This is a genomic window from Streptomyces sp. NPDC014894, from assembly GCF_043080985.1.
Classification (GTDB): Bacteria; Actinomycetota; Actinomycetes; order Streptomycetales; family Streptomycetaceae; genus Streptomyces.
In genome coordinates this window covers 54,917-71,919 of sequence record NZ_JBIBWD010000001.1, presented here as the reverse complement: position 1 = coordinate 71,919, position 17,003 = coordinate 54,917, and the positions used below count along the sequence as shown (strand labels likewise).

Annotated in this window: 16 protein-coding genes and 1 pseudogene; 8 read left to right on the top strand and 9 right to left on the bottom strand. The window is 74.8% G+C overall.

Annotated elements, in window-relative coordinates:
* Nucleotides 1-26: 26 nt before the first annotated feature.
* Together ACF089_RS00315 and ACF089_RS00310 are read left to right on the top strand one after the other, a co-directional pair.
* Entirely contained in the window at nt 27-1,406 is a 1,380-nt protein-coding gene (locus ACF089_RS00315) for an FtsW/RodA/SpoVE family cell cycle protein (RefSeq protein ID WP_392019740.1), read from the top strand.
* The gene (locus ACF089_RS00310) at nt 1,403-2,863 is read left to right on the top strand and encodes a penicillin-binding transpeptidase domain-containing protein (RefSeq protein ID WP_392019738.1); all 1,461 of its coding nucleotides are present in this window, start codon (nt 1,403-1,405) and stop codon (nt 2,861-2,863) included. The genes ACF089_RS00315 and ACF089_RS00310 overlap by 4 nt, the downstream gene beginning before the upstream one ends.
* 586 nt (nt 2,864-3,449) lie before the next feature.
* Here the strand turns inward: ACF089_RS00310 and ACF089_RS00305 are convergent.
* The gene (locus ACF089_RS00305) at nt 3,450-4,346 is read right to left on the bottom strand and encodes an ADP-ribosylglycohydrolase family protein (protein ID WP_392019735.1); all 897 of its coding nucleotides are present in this window, start codon (nt 4,344-4,346) and stop codon (nt 3,450-3,452) included.
* Nucleotides 4,347-4,465: 119 nt separating this feature from the next.
* On the opposite strand from ACF089_RS00305, the gene ACF089_RS00300 reads away from it, so the two are divergent.
* The 3 genes from ACF089_RS00300 to ACF089_RS00290 all read left to right on the top strand — a co-directional run bounded on the left by ACF089_RS00300 (nt 4,466) and on the right by ACF089_RS00290 (nt 7,210).
* Nucleotides 4,466-5,320 (top strand): alpha/beta fold hydrolase, encoded by an 855-nt coding sequence (locus ACF089_RS00300; protein ID WP_392019732.1) that lies wholly within the window; start codon nt 4,466-4,468, stop codon nt 5,318-5,320.
* A 169-nt stretch (nt 5,321-5,489) separates the two neighbouring features.
* A complete protein-coding gene (locus tag ACF089_RS00295) occupies nt 5,490-6,425 on the top strand; it encodes a diiron oxygenase (protein ID WP_392019729.1) in 936 nt (311 codons plus the stop codon).
* 50 nt (nt 6,426-6,475) lie between these two features.
* On the top strand, nt 6,476-7,210 hold the full coding sequence (locus ACF089_RS00290) for a TetR/AcrR family transcriptional regulator (RefSeq protein WP_392019726.1): 735 nt from the start codon (nt 6,476-6,478) through the stop codon (nt 7,208-7,210).
* A 65-nt stretch (nt 7,211-7,275) separates the two neighbouring features.
* On the opposite strand, the gene ACF089_RS00285 is transcribed toward ACF089_RS00290, so the two are convergent.
* The 3 genes from ACF089_RS00285 to ACF089_RS00275 all read right to left on the bottom strand — a co-directional run bounded on the left by ACF089_RS00285 (nt 7,276) and on the right by ACF089_RS00275 (nt 8,750).
* On the bottom strand, nt 7,276-7,809 hold the full coding sequence (locus ACF089_RS00285; protein WP_392019723.1) for a DinB family protein: 534 nt from the start codon (nt 7,807-7,809) through the stop codon (nt 7,276-7,278).
* Nucleotides 7,810-7,889: 80 nt separating this feature from the next.
* A complete protein-coding gene (locus ACF089_RS00280; RefSeq protein ID WP_392019721.1) occupies nt 7,890-8,138 on the bottom strand; it encodes a hypothetical protein in 249 nt (82 codons plus the stop codon).
* Nucleotides 8,139-8,168: 30 nt separating this feature from the next.
* Entirely contained in the window at nt 8,169-8,750 is a 582-nt protein-coding gene (locus ACF089_RS00275; RefSeq protein WP_392019718.1) for an MFS transporter, read from the bottom strand.
* A gap of 26 nt (nt 8,751-8,776) precedes the next feature.
* On the opposite strand from ACF089_RS00275, the pseudogene ACF089_RS00270 reads away from it, so the two are divergent.
* From ACF089_RS00270 to ACF089_RS00260, 3 genes and pseudogenes are all read left to right on the top strand, one after another.
* Nucleotides 8,777-9,097 (top strand): annotated as a pseudogene (locus tag ACF089_RS00270) (MerR family transcriptional regulator); the annotation flags it as partial.
* Nucleotides 9,087-9,374, top strand: coding sequence for a hypothetical protein (locus tag ACF089_RS00265; RefSeq protein ID WP_392019715.1), 288 nt, complete (start codon nt 9,087-9,089; stop codon nt 9,372-9,374). The pseudogene ACF089_RS00270 and the gene ACF089_RS00265, both read left to right, overlap by 11 nt.
* A 142-nt stretch (nt 9,375-9,516) precedes the next feature.
* Complete coding sequence (locus ACF089_RS00260; protein WP_392019712.1) at nt 9,517-10,860, top strand: NlpC/P60 family protein; 1,344 nt, start codon at nt 9,517-9,519, stop codon at nt 10,858-10,860.
* Here the strand turns inward: ACF089_RS00260 and ACF089_RS00255 are convergent.
* From ACF089_RS00255 to ACF089_RS00235, 5 genes are read right to left on the bottom strand one after another with little or no spacing between them, the layout of a single operon-like run.
* Nucleotides 10,812-12,068 carry a styrene monooxygenase/indole monooxygenase family protein gene (locus ACF089_RS00255; protein WP_392019709.1) on the bottom strand — a complete coding sequence of 419 codons (1,257 nt, stop codon included), beginning with the start codon at nt 12,066-12,068 and terminating at the stop codon, nt 10,812-10,814. The two genes, ACF089_RS00260 and ACF089_RS00255, sit on opposite strands and share 49 nt — an antisense overlap.
* Nucleotides 12,069-12,114: 46 nt before the next feature.
* Nucleotides 12,115-12,780: an ATP/GTP-binding protein gene (locus tag ACF089_RS00250; RefSeq protein WP_392019707.1), complete on the bottom strand. Its 666-nt coding sequence runs from the start codon at nt 12,778-12,780 to the stop codon at nt 12,115-12,117.
* Nucleotides 12,761-13,138 (bottom strand): DUF742 domain-containing protein, encoded by a 378-nt coding sequence (locus tag ACF089_RS00245; protein WP_392021523.1) that lies wholly within the window; start codon nt 13,136-13,138, stop codon nt 12,761-12,763. The genes ACF089_RS00250 and ACF089_RS00245 overlap by 20 nt, the downstream gene beginning before the upstream one ends.
* A 44-nt stretch (nt 13,139-13,182) precedes the next feature.
* Complete coding sequence (locus ACF089_RS00240; protein WP_392019705.1) at nt 13,183-13,665, bottom strand: roadblock/LC7 domain-containing protein; 483 nt, start codon at nt 13,663-13,665, stop codon at nt 13,183-13,185.
* The gene (locus ACF089_RS00235; RefSeq protein ID WP_392019702.1) at nt 13,662-16,673 is read right to left on the bottom strand and encodes a nitrate- and nitrite sensing domain-containing protein; all 3,012 of its coding nucleotides are present in this window, start codon (nt 16,671-16,673) and stop codon (nt 13,662-13,664) included. The genes ACF089_RS00240 and ACF089_RS00235 overlap by 4 nt, the downstream gene beginning before the upstream one ends.
* Nucleotides 16,674-17,003 lie beyond the last annotated feature (330 nt).

The following is a 17,003-nucleotide window of genomic DNA, read 5'->3' as shown; positions in this document are numbered from 1 at the left end:
CATGCGGTCTTGCTACGTTGCGTGGCATGACCGCAACGACGAGGGCCGCGGACGCTCCCCCGCCCGCCCCCCGGCTGCCGGGGCGGCGCGGCGTCGAACTCTCCCTGCTGACCGGGGCCGTCCTCATCTCCGTGCTCGGCTACACGATCGTCGGCCTCTCCCGCGACCACGCCGTCCCCCAGGACGTGCTGCGCCACGGCGCGGGACTGGGCGCGCTCGCCCTCCTCGCGCATCTCGCCGTACGGCTGCGCGCCCCCTTCGCCGATCCGCTGCTGCTGCCCATCGCGCTGCTGCTCAACGGACTCGGGCTGGTGCTGATCCACCGGCTCGACCTGGAGACCCCGGACGCGGTCGCCGCCCCCGCCCAGCTCGTCTGGTCCACGCTCGGGATCGCGCTGTTCATCAGCGTGGTGATCGCCCTGCGCGACCACCGGGTGCTCCAGCGGTACGCGTACGTCTCGGTCGCCGCCGCCCTGGTGCTGATGACGGTGCCGATCTTCTTCCCGGCGGTGAACGGGGCCCGGATCTGGATCCGGGCCGGCGGACTCTCCTTCCAGCCGGGCGAGTTCGCGAAGATCCTGCTGGCCGTCTTCTTCGCCGCCTATCTCGCCGCCAACCACCACACCCTGGCCGTCACCGGCCGCCGCTTCTGGCGGCTCCAGCTGCCGACCGGCCGGGTGCTCGGCCCGATCGCCGCCTTCTGGCTGATCAGCGTGGGCGTGCTGGTGCTGGAGCGGGACCTCGGCACCTCGCTGCTCTTCTTCGTGCTCTTCGTGGTCATGCTGTACGTCGCGACCGGCCGCACCGGCTGGATCGCGGTGGGGCTGACCCTGGCGGCGGCCGGGGCCTTCGCCGTGGGCACGCTGGAGCCCCATGTGCACGGCCGGGTCGAGGACTGGCTGAACCCCTTCGCGAGCATCGAGGCGGGCGAGGGACCGAGCCAGGTCGCCCAGTCGCTGTTCGCCTTCGGCGCGGGCGGCGTGCTCGGCGCCGGGCTCGGCCTCGGGCACTCGGCGCTGATCGGCTTCGCCGCCAAGTCGGACTTCGTCCTCGCCACCGCCGGCGAGGAGCTGGGCCTGGCGGGGCTGACCGGGATCCTGCTGCTGTACGCGCTGCTGGTGGCCCGCGGCTTCAAGTGCGGGCTGTGCCTGCGCGATCCGTTCGGACGGCTGCTCGCCGTCGGGCTCGCCTCCATCGTCGCGCTCCAGGTCTTCGTCATCACCGGCGGCGTGACCGGGCTGATCCCGCTGACCGGGATGGCGATGCCGTTCCTGGCCCAGGGCGGCTCCTCGGTCGTGACCAACTGGATCATCGTGGCGCTGCTGATCCGGCTCAGCGACTCGGCCCGCAGACCGCTCCCCGAGCCGGCCGGCTCCCTGGTGCTCGCCGCCGGAGAGCCCCGGTGATCCGCAACGCCCGCCGGGCCGCCGCGCTCTGCGCGGGGCTGCTGATCGCGCTGCTGCTCAACGCGGCCCGGGTGCAGATCATCGAGGCCGCCTCGCTGGACGCCGATCCGGCCAACCGGCGCTCGGTGATCGCCCGGTACGGCGAGCCGCGCGGCGACATCCTCGTCGACGGCCGGCCCGTCACCGGCTCCAGGGACTCCGGCCAGCAGCTGCGCTATGAACGCACCTACACCGAGGGCCCGCTGTACGCGCCGGTGACCGGCTTCTCCTCGCAGACGTACGGCACGAGCCTGGTGGAGAGCGCCGAGGACGCCATGCTCTCCGGCACCGATCCGCTGCTCGCGCCGTTCCCCTTCTGGAACGAGCTGAGCCGGGGGCGGCCGGACGGCGGCGACGTCGTCACCACCCTCGACGCGGCGACCCAGCGCGCGGCGTACGAGGGGCTCGGCGGCAAACGGGGCGCGGCAGCCGCCCTGGAGCCGTCGACCGGGCGGATTCTCGCGCTGGTCAGCAGCCCCTCGTACGACCCCGGGGCGCTCTCCGGGACCGGTCGGGCGGTACGGCGGGAGTGGGCGCGGCTCAACGCGCTGCCCACCCGGCCGATGCTCAACCGGGCGATCCGGCAGACCTATCCGCCCGGCTCCGCCTTCAAGATCGTGACGGCGGCGGCGGCGCTGGACACGGGGGTGGTCCGGGACCCGGACGCGCCGGCCGGGACCCCGGACCCGTATGTGCTGCCCGGCACCCGCACCACGCTCCCGGACGCGGTGGACGGCTGCGGGAACGCCTCGCTGGCGTACGCCGTCCAGTGGTCCTGCAACACGGTGATGGCGGATCTCGGGGTGCGGGTCGGGCTGCCCGGGATGCGGGAGGCGGCCCGCCGGTTCGGCTTCAACGACGGGAGTCTGCGGATCCCGTCCGCGGTGGCCCCGTCCAACTTCGACGCCCGGATGTCGGCGGACCAGCTGGCTTTGTCCTCGATCGGCCAGTTCAACACCACGGCGACCCCGCTCCAGATGGCGATGGTGGCGGCGGCGGTGGCGGGCGGCGGCGAGCTGAAGACGCCCTATCTGGTGGACCGGGTGATCTCCGGGGGCGGCATCCGCACCGTGGCCCAGGCCCATCAGCGCTCCTACCGGCAGGCGATGAGCCCGTCGACGGCCCAGCAGCTCCAGCGGCTGATGGTGGCGGCGGTGGAGGAGGGCACCGGGGCGAACGCCGCGATCGAGGGCGCGACGGTCGGCGGGAAGACCGGCACCGCCCAGCACGGGCTGGGCAACTCCGGCACCCCGTACGCCTGGTTCATCTCCTGGGCCCAGCGGCACGGATCGGTCCAGCCGGAGGTCGCGGTCGCCGTCGTCGTGGAGGACGCCGAGGCCGTGCGCGGCCGGGTCACGGGCGGGGCGGGCGCGGCCCCGATCGCCCGGGCGGTGATGGAGGCGGCGCTGCGGGAGTGAGGAGGGGTGGTCGGGGGCGGCCGGGTCGACCGGGGCCGGTCCGGGGGGCCGGGCCCCCGGACCGGCCCCGGGCCGCCCCGGCGGGCGTGACGGCCCGGCGGGCGTGACGACCCGGCGGGCGTGGCTTTGCGGGTGCGGGCCCCGGGAGGCCCAGGAGACCCCGGCGGTGCTGCGGGTGCGGGCCCCGGGAGGTCCCGGGAGGTCCGGGCGGTGCTGCGGGTGCGGGCCCCGGGAGGTTCAGGCAGTGCTGCGGGCGACGCGGGCCCGGGAGACCCGGGAGGCCCAGGCGGTGCGGCGGGCACGGGCCCGGGAGGTCCCGGGAGGTCCCGGGCGTGGCTTTGCGGGTGCGGGCCCCGGGAGACCCAGGAGACCCCGGCGGTGCTGCGGGCGCGGGCCCCGGGAGGCCCAGGCAGTGCTGCGGGTGCGGGGCCCGGGAGGTCCCGGGGGTGCTGCGGGTGCGGGCCCCGGGAGGCCCAGGCAGTGCTGCGGGTGCGGGGCCCGGGAGGTCCCGGGGGTGCTGCGGGCACGGGCCCCGGAGGTTCCGGGGGTGCTGCGGAGGTCCTGGCGGTGGGTCCCGGTGGTCGGCTCATTCCGGCGGCAGGGGCTCCCGGCGGGCGAGCCAGACCGGCGGCACCGCGTCGACGCCGGTCGCGGCGGCCACGATGCCGCCCGTGATGGCGCAGGTGGTGTCGACGTCGCCGAAGGCCGAGGCGGTGGCCCAGAGGGCGGCCTCCAGATCGTCGCGGTGACGGGCGGCGGTCCAGACGGCGAAGGGGACGGTGTCGTCGGCGCGGATCCGGCCGCCGTTGCCGAGGACGTCGGAGGCCCGCCCCGGCTCGGTGGCGAACGACAGCTCCGCCGCGCGGCGCAGCCCGTCGCGGACGACGCCGGGCGGGGTGCGGTCGGCGACCGCGCCGACCGACAGCTCCCCCCGGGTCGCCAGGGCCGCCGCCACCGCCACCGCCACCGCGCCCGCGACGCCCTCCGGATGGGCGTGGGTGACCCGGGCCGAGCGCGCGGCCTGCTCCACGACCCGGTCCAGATCGGCGGAGAACCACGCGCCCAGCGGGGCCACCCGCATCGCCGCGCCATTGCCGAAGCTGCCGCCGTCGAACAGCTCGGGAGCGCGCGCCCGCCAGCTCCCGGGCTCCTCCAGCAGCCGGGGCAGCAGCAGGCGCATGCCCTGGCCGTAGCCGCGCGTCGGATCGGCGTCGTAGGCGCGGGCGAAGGAGGCGGCCAGCCGGTCCTGGTCGATCTCGCCGCAGCGCACCAGCACCTGATGGACCGCCAGCGCCATCGCGGTGTCGTCGGTCCAGTGCCAGTCGGGCTCCTCGGGGGTGCGCCGGGCCCTGATCTCGTCGAACGCCCGGTCGCGGTCGCGGAAGAGCGGGAACCAGCGCTCCCCGAAGGCGTCGCCCAGGGCGAGCCCCTGAAGACTGCGGCGGGCGGCGGCGCGGTCGGCGTGGGTCACGGTCGTGGTCATGGCTGCCATGCTCCCGGAACGGGAAGACGCCGTACATCCATTGTCGTCCGGGAAGAGGCTCTTTTCCGTCCTTCCGCAGGACGATCTTCGGGCGGAGCACCGGACCTACGGTGGGAGCCATGACCTCGCTCGCACTCCACGACCACGGGGGCGACGGCCCTCCCCTGCTCCTGCTGCACGGCGCGGGCCGCTCCCGCGCCGACTGGGACGCCGCCGCCCGGCGGCTCACCGCCCGCCATCGCGTGCTCGCCGCCGACCTCCCCGGCCACGGCGGCTCCCCGGGCCGCTCCCCCTGGACCGTCGACGGCGTGCTCGACGACATCGAGGACGCACTCGACGGGCTGGGCCTGCCCGGGGCCGCCCTCGCCGGGCACTCGCTCGGCGGGCTGATCGCCGTCCGGTACGCCGAGACGCACCCCGGCGTCACCCCCGCCGCCGTGAACCTGGACGGCTTCGGCTGGGGCCGCCCCGGCCGGTACCCGGACGCGGCGCGGGTACGGGAGATGGGCCGGGCGGCGGCCGGGGCCGTCCAGGACGCCGGATACATCGAGCGGCAGACCGCGTACGCGGAGCTGTTCGGCGTTCCGGCCGAACGGGCCCGCGCCGCCGCCCTCGGCACGGTGCGCCCGCTCCCCGACGGCCGGTGGCAGACGCTCCCCGAGCGGACGGCCGCGCTGGAGATGCTGGACGCCCTGGACGCGCTGGACGCCGTCCCGCTGCTGCGCCGGGCCCCGTGCCCGCTGCTGGTGGTGCGGGCCCGGCGGCCGCAGCCGCCGACGCCCGGCATGGAGTGGTTCGACGCGCTGCTCGCGGAGTTCGCGCGGGACCTGGACGAGGAGCTGGCCCTGCTCACGAAGGAGCGGGAGCGGGCGGAGGTCGTGGAGATCGACGCCACCCACGCGCTGCTGCTGGAGGAGCCCGAGGCGGTGGCGGAGCTGGTGGGCGACTTCCTCGCACGGGTCGCCGGGCGCTGACCCCCGGGCTCCCGAGCCGCGCCGACGGCTGTTCCGGCGGGGGGTGTTGACGCGCTTGCTGACAAGGAGTCTCATAAGGGGTGCCCGGGGCGCGGACCGCTCCGGGCCCGCCCGGCCGCCACGCCGGGCCGGGCGGACCGTCCGATGACCCTCCGCGAGGTGCCCCGCCATGACGACCGCCGACGAACCGGACATACGCCTGCTCCGCGACGCGCTCGGCCCCCTCCGCGACCGCGAACAGGTCGCCCGGCGACTCCTGGAGGCCTCCGCCCGGCACTCCTGCGACCCCGACGCCGAACTCGACTGGGACGCGCCCTTCGACGACGCCAAGTGGTTCTGGCCGCCGGAGCTGGTGTCGCTCTACGACACCCCCCTCTGGCGGACCATGTCCGAGGAGCGGCGCAAGGACCTGGCCCGGCACGAGGCCGCCTCGCTCGCCTCGCTCGGCATCTGGTTCGAGATCATCCTGATGCAGCTGCTGGCCCGCCACATCTACGACAAGCCGGTGACCAGCAGTCATGTCCGCTACGCACTCACCGAGATCGCCGACGAGTGCCGCCACTCGATGATGTTCGCCCGCATGATCGAGCGCGGCGGCACACCCTCGTACCCGGTGCCCCGCGTCCATCACAACGCGGCCCGGGTGCTGAAGACCGTCTCCACCACCCCCGGCTCCTTCGCGGCCACCCTGCTCGGCGAGGAGATCCTCGACTGGATGCAGCGACTGACCTTCCCCGACGAGCGGGTCCAGCCGCTGGTCCGGGGCGTGACCCGGATCCATGTCGTGGAGGAGGCCCGGCACGTCCGCTACGCCCGCGAGGAGCTGCGCCGCCAGATGGCGACCGCCCCCCGCTGGGAGCGCGAACTGACCCGGATCAGCTGCGGCGAGGCGGCCCGGGTGTTCTCCGTCTGCTTCGTCAACCCCCGGGTGTACGAGGACGTCGGCCTCGACCGGCGCGTGGCCGTCGCCCAGGTCCGCGCCTCCGGCCACCGCCGCGAGGTGATGCGCTCGGGAGCCCGGCGGCTGACGGACTTCCTCGACGACATCGGGGTGCTGAACGGCGTCGGCCGCCGGCTGTGGCGCAGCTCCGGTCTGCTCGCGTAGGGCCCGCGCGGGGCGACGGGAACGCGGGAGGCAGGGCCTACGCTCTGCGTATGACGACTCCCGCCCCCGCCGCACCCCGCGCGTACCGACGGCTGAGCGTCGAGGAACGCCGTGGGCAGCTCCTGGCAGCCGCGCTGCGGCTGTTCGCGCATCTGCCGCCGGAGGAGGTCTCGCTGGACGACGTGGCGGAGGCGGCGGGCGTGTCGCGCCCGCTCGTCTACCGCTACTTCCCGGGCGGTAAGCAGCAGTTGTACGAGTCCGCCCTGCGGTCGGCCGCCGACGAGCTGCGGCGATGTCTGACCGAGCCGCCGTCGGGACCGCCGCCCACCGAGCGGCTGGCGACGCTGCTCGACCGGTATCTCGCCTTCGTGGCCGACCGGGACACCGGATTCAGCGCGCTGCTGCGCGGCGGGAGCGTGGCGGAGACCTCCCGTACGACCGCGATCGTGGACGAGGTCCGCCGGGCGGCGGCCGATCAGATCCTGGTGCAGCTGGGCGCGGACGGGCCGGGTCCCCGGCTGCGGATGCTGGTCCGCACCTGGATCGCGGCGGTGGAGGCGGCCTCGCTGATCTGGCTGGACGAGAACAAGCGGCCGGCCGCGCCGGAGCTGCGGGACTGGCTGATCGACCATCTGCTGGCCCTGCTGGCGGCCTCGGCGGCGACGGATCCGGAGACGGCGGCGACCGTCGGCGGGCTGATCGCCCGGGAGCGCGGGGACGGCCGGGCGGCGCGGCTGGCGCGCGGGGTCCGCTCTGCGCTGCGGGACGCGGCCGAAGCGCCGTAGCGCCGCGCCCGCCCCGAAGCCGTCCGGGCCGGACCGGACGCGGACCGGGCGGGGTCCTCGTACGGTCAGAAGCCGGTGGCGCCGTCGATGCGCTCCCTGAGCAGATCCGCGTGCCCGTTGTGCCGCGCGTACTCCCCGATCACATGAACGAGGATCCAGCGCAGGGAGACCGTCGAATCCCCCACGTACGCCGCCGACTTCCCGTCGATCGCGCCGGTCTCGTCCAGCGAGGCGGCGGCGGCGCTCAGTTCGCGGCTGCGGGCCACCTCGGCGCGCCAGACGGCCAGCACCTCGTCGAAGCCCTGGTCCTGGCCGAAGGCGAGACCGCCCTCGGCGGCCCGCCCCCCGTACAGCTCGGGGGCCTCCTCCCCGGCGAACACCGACTGGAACCAGTTCCGCTCGACGAAGGCCATGTGCTGGAGCAGCCCCAGCAGGGTGAGCGTCGACGGCTCGGCCGAGGCGAGCCGCAGCCGCTCGTCGTCGAGACCCGAGCACTTCAGGACGAGCGTCTCGCGGTGCAGGTCCAACCAGGCTTCCAGCATGGCGCGTTCATCGGCGTGCGGGGGCGGGACGACGCGTCCGTCGGGTAGCGAAGACATGGCTCCCACCCTGTCACAGCGCCCGCCGGGGCGAGAAGGCTCACCGCCCGGTGATCACCTCGCCGGGACCTCCGGCCGGCTCACGGCGCGCTCCCGGCGGCGGGGCGGCGGCGGGCCGGGAAGCCGTGGACGCGCGCGCCGAACACCACGGCGAGCACCGGGAACAGCAGGGCGAGGACGCTCCAGGGGAAGGAGACCGGCCCGAGCAGCCGCAGCAGCGGCGCCCCGGCGACCGCGCCCCCGGCCATGGCCGCGTTCCAGAGCGTCACCAGCACGGCCCGCGCGGTGTCCGCCGCCGGGCCGCCCGCGTCGGCGACGGCGCTCTGCACCAGGGTGGGCGCGCCCCCGAAGCCGAGCCCTCACAGCACCGCCGCCGTGTACACCGCCCCGGGCCCGCCGGAGCCCGTCGCGAGGATCGCGGCCGCCGAGGCGAACAGCGCGGCGCTCGCCAGGACGAGTCCGCGCGGTCTGCGGTCGATGTGGGCGCCGACGACCCAGACGCTCAGGAGCGAGGCCGCGCCGAAGGCCGGCAGCACCAGATCGATGGAGCCGGCCATGCCGCGCCGGCCGAGGAAGGCCGCGAGACAGGTGTGCAGGACGGTGGGGGCCAGGACGAAGGCCAGGGTGACGAAGAGGACCGGTACGACGCCGGGCACGGCGAGGGTCCGCCGGATCGGGATCCGCCCGCCGCGCGGCCCGCCGGGGAGGTCGGGGACCGTCAGCGCGATCCAGCCGATCAGCACGACGGCGACGACCGTGACCGCCGAGAAGACGGCCCGCCGGCCGGCCCAGCCGCCGAGGAGCGCGCCGCCGGGCACGCCCAGGGCCAGGGCGACGGGGATCCCCGCCATCACGACCGCGACCGCCTTGCCCCGGAGCCGGTCGGGGGCGAGCCGGCGGGCGTATCCGGCCGGCAGCGCCCAGACCAGTCCGGCGGCCACCCGGCGAGAAAGCGGGCGGCCATGGTGTCGACCGGGTCCTCCGGATCAGAGGGCTGCTGGACGCGGGGCTGCCGACCCGGATCATCAAACAGATCCTGCCCTGTCTGAACAAGCCCCGCGTCATCCACTTCCCGGACGCCACCCCGGAGATGATCGCCACCCTGTCCCGCGAACGCGACCGGATGACCCGGCGCATCGAGTGCCTGACCCGCAACCGGGACGCGCTCGCGGAGTATCTCGACGTGGTCTGCCCCGAGGGCGGTGCGGCCGGCCGGCCGGCGCGGCGGGGCGTGCCCGGTGGGAGGCCCGGGGCCGGGCTGGGCGAGACTGGCCGGTGTGAGAGCTGAGAACACCCTCTTCGTCGGCGGTCCGATGGACGGCCGCGTGCTGCCCGTGCTCGTCGGCGCGACCGGGCACCCCCCGAAGTGGTACGAGATCCCCGTCCCGGCCGAGGGCGGCGGGCCGCCGACGACGTACGCGTACCGGCGCGAGCCGCACGGCCAGACCAAGCGGCTCGGCCTCCAGCGGGGGTGGAAGTACGTCTACGCCCCCGAGGGCCGGGAGCCGCGCGAGCTGAAGTGGCCGTGGTCGAAACCGGGCGGCCCACGAGCCGACACGCCGTAGAGCCGGCGGAGTCCGCCGCCACGAGTGAGCGCGTTGCGCCGATCCGGTCACCCGCCGGGCGGCCCGGCTCGCGCCCGCGCACGATCGGTGCGCGGGGCGGAACGGCCGCCCGGCGACCGGAGGTGATGAGGTGTCAGGCCGATTGCTGCGTACGGTGTGCACGGCGGCGCTGGTGACGGCGACGGCGCTCACCCTCGCCCCGCCGCCCGCCGCCGCCTTCGCCGCGAGCGCGCGCACGGCGACGGACCCGGCGGTCCCGGCCCCCGTCCCGGCGCCCGCGCCCGGCGCACTCCTTACGCCCGCCCCGGCCGGGGCCCCCGGCGGACCCGGCACGGCAGCCCCGTACAGCGGGACGGGCACGGCCCCCACGGCGGGAGACGCGGAGGACCCGACGGGTACGGACGACCCGGGCGGCGGGGACGTTCCGGCGGGCGCGGGCGGGTCGCGGGCCGTGCCCGAGGCGCTGAACCGGCTGCGCGCGCTCTACCTCCGGGCCGAGGAGGCCGGTGTCGCCCACGGCGAGGCCGTCCGGCGGCTCGATGCCCAGCGGGACCGGACCGGGCGGCTGGGCCGGGAGCTGGCCCGGGCGCGGGAGGCGCTGGCGGAGAGCAGGGCGGCGGCGGGACGGCTCGCCCGCGAGCAGTACCAGGGCCGGTCCGAGCTGTCCGCGCTGCTGCGGGTGCTCCTCGCCCACCGCCCCGAGAAGGCGTTCGCCGAGGCCCATCTGATGGAGCGCGCCGCCGCCCACCGGGCGACCACCACCGCCCGGCTGGAGAGACGGGCCGCGCGGGCCGCCGCGCTCGACCGGACCGCCAGGACCGCGCTCGACCGCGAGCGCGACCTCGCCCAGCGGCAGCGGCGGGCCCACGACACCGCCGCGCGGCGGCTGCGCGAGGTCGAGAAGGTGCTCGCCTCCCTCTCCGCCGCCGAGATCGCCCGGCTGACCTCGCCCGGCGTCCGGGACCGGGTCATGACCCCGGGCTCCCCCGCCGCCGCCGTGAGCCGCCCGACCGCCCAAGGCGCGAAGGCCGTGCGATACGCCGTCGAGCAGATCGGCAAGCCGTATGTGTGGGGGGCCGAGGGCCCCTGGTCGTACGACTGCTCCGGGCTGACCTCACAGGCGTGGGCGGCGGCCGGGCGCCGGATCCCGCGCACCAGCCAGGAGCAGTGGGCCCGGCTGCCGCGCATCCCGCTGAGCGCGCTGCGCCCGGGCGATCTGGTGGTCTACTTCCCCGGCGCGACCCATGTGGCGATCTATCTGGGCGACGGTCTGGTGATCCAGGCCCCCCGCCCGGGGGCGACCGTGAAGGTCTCCCCCCTCGCCGCCAATCCGCTGCTGGGCGCGGTCCGGCCGGACCCGGACGGCGTGGTGCTGCCCGAGGGCGGCTATCTCCCGCCGGCGCTGCCCGAGGGCGCGGCGGCGGGAGACGACACCGGCTACTCGGACGCGGGCGCGCCCGCCGACGCGGCGACCTCGGCGAGATAGGCCTCGGAGAGAGCCGGCTCGTAGAAGAAGTTCTCGAAGTCCGCCGGATTGTCGAAGCCGTTGGCGAAGCGGTCCGCCACCGGCTGGAGCCGGCTGCCCGCGCCGATCAGATTGAGCACGTGCTCCGGCGGGGGCGCGAGCATGGCGTTGGTCCACTTGGTGACGTGCCGCGCGGTCTCCCAGTAGCGGTCGAACGCGGACTGCATCCACGCGCCGTCGAACTCCCGGTCGCCGTGCTCCACGATCGAGGCCAGATAGGAGGCCGCGCACTTGGAGGCGGAGTTCGAGCCCTGTCCGGTGATCGGGTCGTTGGCGACGACCACGTCCGCGACGCCGAGCACCAGCCCGCCGCCGGGCAGCCGGCCGATCGGCTTGCGCACGGTCGGGGCGTACCGTCCGGCCAGGGTGCCGCCCGCGTCGGTCAGCTCGACCTTGGAGGCACGCGCGTACTCCCAAGGGAGGAAACGTTCCAGCAGCTCCAGGGTGAGCTTCAGGTGCTCCGACGGGTCCTTGATCCCCTGGAAGACGTCCAGCGGACCGCCGGGCACGCCCTCCCAGAAGAGGATGTCGGCACGGCCGGAGGTGGTGAAGGTCGGCATGACGAACAGCTCGCCGACGCCGGGCACCAGATTGCAGCGGACCGCGTCGAACTCGGGGTGCTCGGGGCGCGGGCCCATCCCGTGCACATAGGCGACGGCGAGGGCGCGCTGCGGGGCGTCGTACGGGGAGCGGGAGGCGTCCCGGCCGAACATGGAGACCAGCTCGCCCTTGCCCGCCGAGACCATGACCAGGTCATAGGTGCGCGCGAAGAAGTCCAGGTCGCCGACTGCCGCACCGTGGATGACCAGCTGACCGCCGCGCTGGGCGAAGGTCTCCATCCAGCCGGCCATCTTCACCCGCTGGTCGACGGACTGGGCGTGGCCGTCGAGCTTGCCGACCCAGTCGATCAGCCGCTGGGACTCGGGACCGGCGACGGAGACGCCGAGCCCCTCGATCTTCGGGGCCTGGGACTCCCAGAAGTTGACGCCGAGATCGCGCTCGTGCTGGAGGGCGGTGTGGAACATGCACTGCGTGGACATCACACGGCCGGAGCGGATCTCCTCGGCCGTGCGATTGGACATCAGTGTGACCTCGTAGCCCTTCGACTGGAGGCCGAGGGCGAGCTGGAGACCGGACTGACCGGCTCCGACAATGAGTATCTTCCGCATCCGGGGGAGTCTCTTTCGTCTGGACGAAGCTGGGGACCGTGGGGGGTTATTCGGGGGTGACCTCGAGCGCGTGCGCCACCAGGCCGAGCAGTGACTCGACCACGGTGGTCTTGTCGCGCGCGTCCATGATCACAATCGGCACGCGCACCGGTATGGTCAAGGCCTCCCGCACGTCCTCGGTCTCGAACAGCTGCGATCCGTCGAAGTGATTGACCGCGACGATGTACGGCAGCCCGCTGCTCTCGAAGTAGTCGAGAGCGGGGAAGCAGTCCGACAGCCGCCGGGTGTCGGCGAGCACGATCGCCCCGATCGCGCCGCGCGCCAGGTCGTCCCACATGAACCAGAAGCGCTGCTGTCCGGGCGTGCCGAACACGTACAGCACCAGATCCTCGTCCAGCGTGATCCGGCCGAAGTCCATGGCCACGGTCGTGGTCAGCTTCTCGGGCGTGCCGGAGAGATCGTCGGTCTCCTCGCTCGCCTGAGTCATCAGCGCCTCGGTCTGGAGCGGGGTGATCTCCGAGACCGAGCCGACGAAGGTCGTCTTGCCCACGCCGAAACCACCCGCGACGACCACCTTGGCCGCGGTGGGGGCACGGCTGTGATCCAGCTGCCAGGCCTGGACGCCCTCTTCGGCCGGGCCGGGCCACAGCCCGGGGCGGGGCTCGGCCGCGGATGCTCCGGAGCCAGGCGTGTCAGAGGCGGCGAAGTCCACTCAGCACCCTTTCAAGCAGTGCGCGTTCGGGGCGTCCCGGGCCGTGCCCGGTGCCGTACACACGGATCTTTCCCTGGTCGGCGAGGTCGCTGAGAAGCACCCTGACGACGCCCAGCGGCATCTTGAGGATCGCCGAGATCTCGGCGACCGTTCGCATTCTGCGGCACAGCTCGACGATGGCCTGCAGTTCGGGCATGACCCGGGTGGAGAGATCGCCCTTGGGCAGCTCTCTGCGCTCCTCCGGGGCCTCCAGCGCCGCCACGAACGTCTCCACCAGCAGCACATGGCCGAAGCGGGTGCGTCCGCCGGTGAGCGAGTACGGGCGTACGCGGGCGGGGCGGCGGTTCTCGCCGCGCATCGGCAGCCCGGAGGGCGTCGAGGACGGCGGGGGCGGTGAGGACGTCACTGGGTGCCCTCCAGGGACAGGCGGAGTTCACTGCGGAGTTCGGGGGTGAGGACATGTCCGGCGCGGCCCACGAAGAGCCCCATGTGGTACGCGACGACGGACATGTCGCAGTCGGCCTCGGCCTGCACCCCGAGCAGTGAGCCGTCGCTGATCGACATGATGAACACGCTGGCGCCCTCCATCGCGACCATCGTCTGTTTGACGCCGCCGCCGTCCATCAGCCGGGCGGCCCCGATGGTGAGGCTGCCGATGCCCGAGACGATGGTGGCGAGATCGGCGCTGGAGCCCCTGGGGCCGTCCTGGCGGGCGGTGTCGGGGCGGGCGGTGTTCTGCGCGGGGTCGGAGGACAGCAGCAGCAGTCCGTCGGACGAGACGACGGCGACCGAGCGCAGTCCGGGCACCTCCTCCACCAGATTGCTGAGCAACCAGTGCAGATTGCGTGCCTCACTGCTCAGGCCGAACGTGCCGGTCGCAGTCAACTGCGTGCCTCCTCGACTGTGTCCCCCGCTTCTTCGGTTGTCGCTTCTTCGCTCGCCGCGCCGGCGCCCGCGATCTCCGCCTCCGCCTCCTGGCGGCCCTTGTCGGCCGCTCGCTGGAAGCCCCCCAGCTTGCGGCGCAGGGCGTCCGCGTCGACGCTGCCCCCGCGTTCGCCGGAGGCGGCCACGGGCTTGACGACCTTGGGCGTGCGCTTGGGCAGGCCCTTGTCGGTGACGCGGTCCCAGACGGGTTCGGCCCCGGCCGCCCGGGCGGGCTCCCCGGCCCGCTCGGATCCGGCAGCGGATGGATGGTCCGCGGCCGCCGGGTGGTGTGAGGCTCCGGGTGCGCCGGTGTCCCGGCGCTCGGAGCCGTGCTGCTCGGTGATGTCGGTGGTGTGGGTGGTGTCGGTGATGTCGGTGGGGTGCTGCTCGGCGGCGGGCGCGCTGTGCCGCTTCTCGGCGGCGTGCTCGCCGGGGGCCTGTCCGGGGGCGGCGCCCTGCTCCGGCAGCCGCATGGTGAACGTGGGCTCGTCGACCCCGGGGGCCGTGGAGCGGGAGGACGCCGGGCCGCCGTCGGCCGTGCGCTCGTGCGCGACCGGCTCCTGCTCGGCCCGCGGCTCCCGCCCCGGCTCGGCCTCGGGCTCCCGCTGGGGCGCGCGCTCCTCCTCCGAGGCGCGGACGGCCGCCTCGGCCGCCGCCACCAGCGGGTCGGCGTGCGGGTCGGAGGGCTCGCCGGCCGGGGCCCCGGGCTCGTCCTGGTGGGGCGTCAGCGGGCGGCGCTGACCGGCCGGCAGGGCGTTGGAGTTGGCCTCGGCGACCGAACCCGGCAGCTGGACCGGGGTGGAGCCGGTGTCCGACATGGAGACCGGGGCCTCGGCCGGCGGCTCCTTGGGCAGCAGGCCCTGCGGCAGCACCACCACGGCGGTGACCCCGCCGGGCGACTGCTCGCGCAGCTGTACGCGGACCCCGTGCCGCGCGGCCAGCAGTCCGGCGACCCGGAGCCCCAGCCCCTCGGCGTCGCCGCCGCTGGGCGCCAGCTCGTACGCCTGCGGGTCCTCCAGCCGGGTGTTCAGCTCGGCGAGCCGCCCGGCGGTCATCCCGATGCCGCCGTCCTGCACGGAGAGCATCACCTCGCCGCTCTCCAGCAGCCAGCCGGACAGCTCGACCCGCGCCTCCGGCGGCGAGAACGAGGTGGCGTTCTCCAGCAGCTCGGCGATGAGGTGGCTGAGGTCGTCGGCGGCGAAGCCCGCGACCTGGGAGTGCGGCGGCAGGGACTGGATGACGACCCGTTCGTACCGCTCGATCTCGCTGACGGCGGCGCGCAGCACGTCGACCAGCGGGACCGGGCCCACATGTCCGTGGCCGTGCTCGGCGCCCGCGAGGACCAGCAGGTTCTCGCTGTGGCGGCGCATGACGGTGGCCATGTGGTCGAGCTTGAAGAGGGTGGCGAGGCGCTCCGGGTCCTGCTCGCGCTCCTCCAGCTTCTCGATCACGCCGAGCTGGCGCTCGACCAGGCCGAGGGTGCGGAGCGAGAGATTGACGAAGGTGTGGTCGACGGTGTGCCGCAGCCGCCTCAGCTCCGCGGTCAGCTCGCCGGTGTTCTCGCGCAGCTCGGCGCGGGCGGCGGAGAGCTTGGCGGCCAGGACGTCGCGGGAGCCGACCGCCTCGGCGCGCTCGCTCTCGATGCCCTGGGCGCTGTCGGCGAGTACGCGGACCTTGCCGTGGAGCGTGTTGAGGGAGCGTACGACCTGGGCGAATTCGTCGTTGCGGCCGGTGAAGCCGACCGGCTCCGCCGTCTCGGGCGCGTCCGCGAGGCGGGCCGCGCCGATCCGCAGCACGGCGAGCGGGCGGGTGAGGGTGCGGGCGACGGCGGCGGAGACGCCGATGGAGAGCAGCACCAGTCCGCCGAGGAGGGCCACCTGGATCTCCAGCGCGGTGACGTCGTCGTCGCGGAGCCGCTCCAGGCCGGCGATCCGCTGGGAGGCGAGGGTCGACTCGACGCCGCGCATCTGCTCGATCCGGGCGGTGAGCGCGGTCTCCAGCGCCTCGCGGTCGGTGTCGCGCTCGGCGTCGGACAGCTCCGGCTGGTCGGTGAGCCGGGAGAGATGGCCCTCGGCTGCCTTGACCTCGGCGCCGGTGACGGTGGCGGCCAGGGAGTCGCGGGCCTCGGCGCCCGCGGCCTGGTCGAAGTCGGCGAGGGCGGCCAGTTCGCGCACCCGGGACTGCTGGGCGGCGGCGCTCAGCGCGTCGCGGGCCTCCTGGGCCTCTTTGCCGTCCTCGCTCTCCGTCTCGACCGGGAGTCCGGTGATCGGGTCGGCGCTGCGGAGCGGCTCCGGGCTGGGCACGGCGAGGGCGGCCAGCAGCAGGCCCCGGGCGGCCGAGGCCTGTTCGGCGGCGAGGCCCAGCTCGGCGGAGGCGCGGGCGGCGCGGGTGGCCCCGGCGGCGCGCGGCGGGGTCTTGTCGGCGAGTTCGTCGGCGAGCGACTGGAGGGTGACGATGACGGCGGTGTAGGCCCGGTGGGCCTCCATCGCCGAGCCCTTGCCGGTCAGCGCGGTGCGGCGGACCGAGGGCACGGTGGCCAGCTCGCGGCGGAGTTCGGTCCGGCCGTCGGAGAGGGAGCCGCGGATCTCGTCGATCTGCCGGTCGACGCGGGCGCTGCGGGCGTCGGTGACCTCCCTGCGGCCGTCCTCGGGTCCCCGCTGCTCGTCGCGTCCGGCCGCGATGTAGGCGGTGACCTCGTCGCGCTCGTCGGAGAGCGAGTGGGCGAGGGTGACCGCCTGCCGGTTCAGCTCGGCGAGGGTGACCAGCCGCTGGGACTCGCTCAGGTCGGCGGAGCCGGCCAGCACTCCGGGCGCTCCCGCGCCGACGACGACGAGGCTGACGACGGCGACGCCGATGACCAGCCTGTTGCGCACGCGTTTGGCCCGGCCGCGTGCGACAGGGACCGGCGAGGGGCCCTGTGCCGGATACGTCTCAGGGACCAGGGGGGCCTGAGGCCGCTTCTTCTGCACCGGTGCTCGCAATCCTGCTTGACTCGTCCACCTTTTGAACCCGTGAAGCAGAGATGACGACCGGTCACACGCGTTGATCCCACCCCTGGCACGACATAAGACCATTCCAGTGCATTTGGGAGGGGGGCGCGCATCGGCCGCTCCGCCACCTGAACGAGTGAACATCACTGGGGAGTTGGCAAACAACTCCTCTCGGTGGCCGTCGGGGTCATTCCGCGGACGCTGACTGGATCTTCCGGCCGGGCTTTGGCAGGATGCGCGCCCGCAGCTTCACCCGATGGCCCGTCAGCCTTTTCGAACACCCCCTGACCTGCCCGTACCAATTGTTTG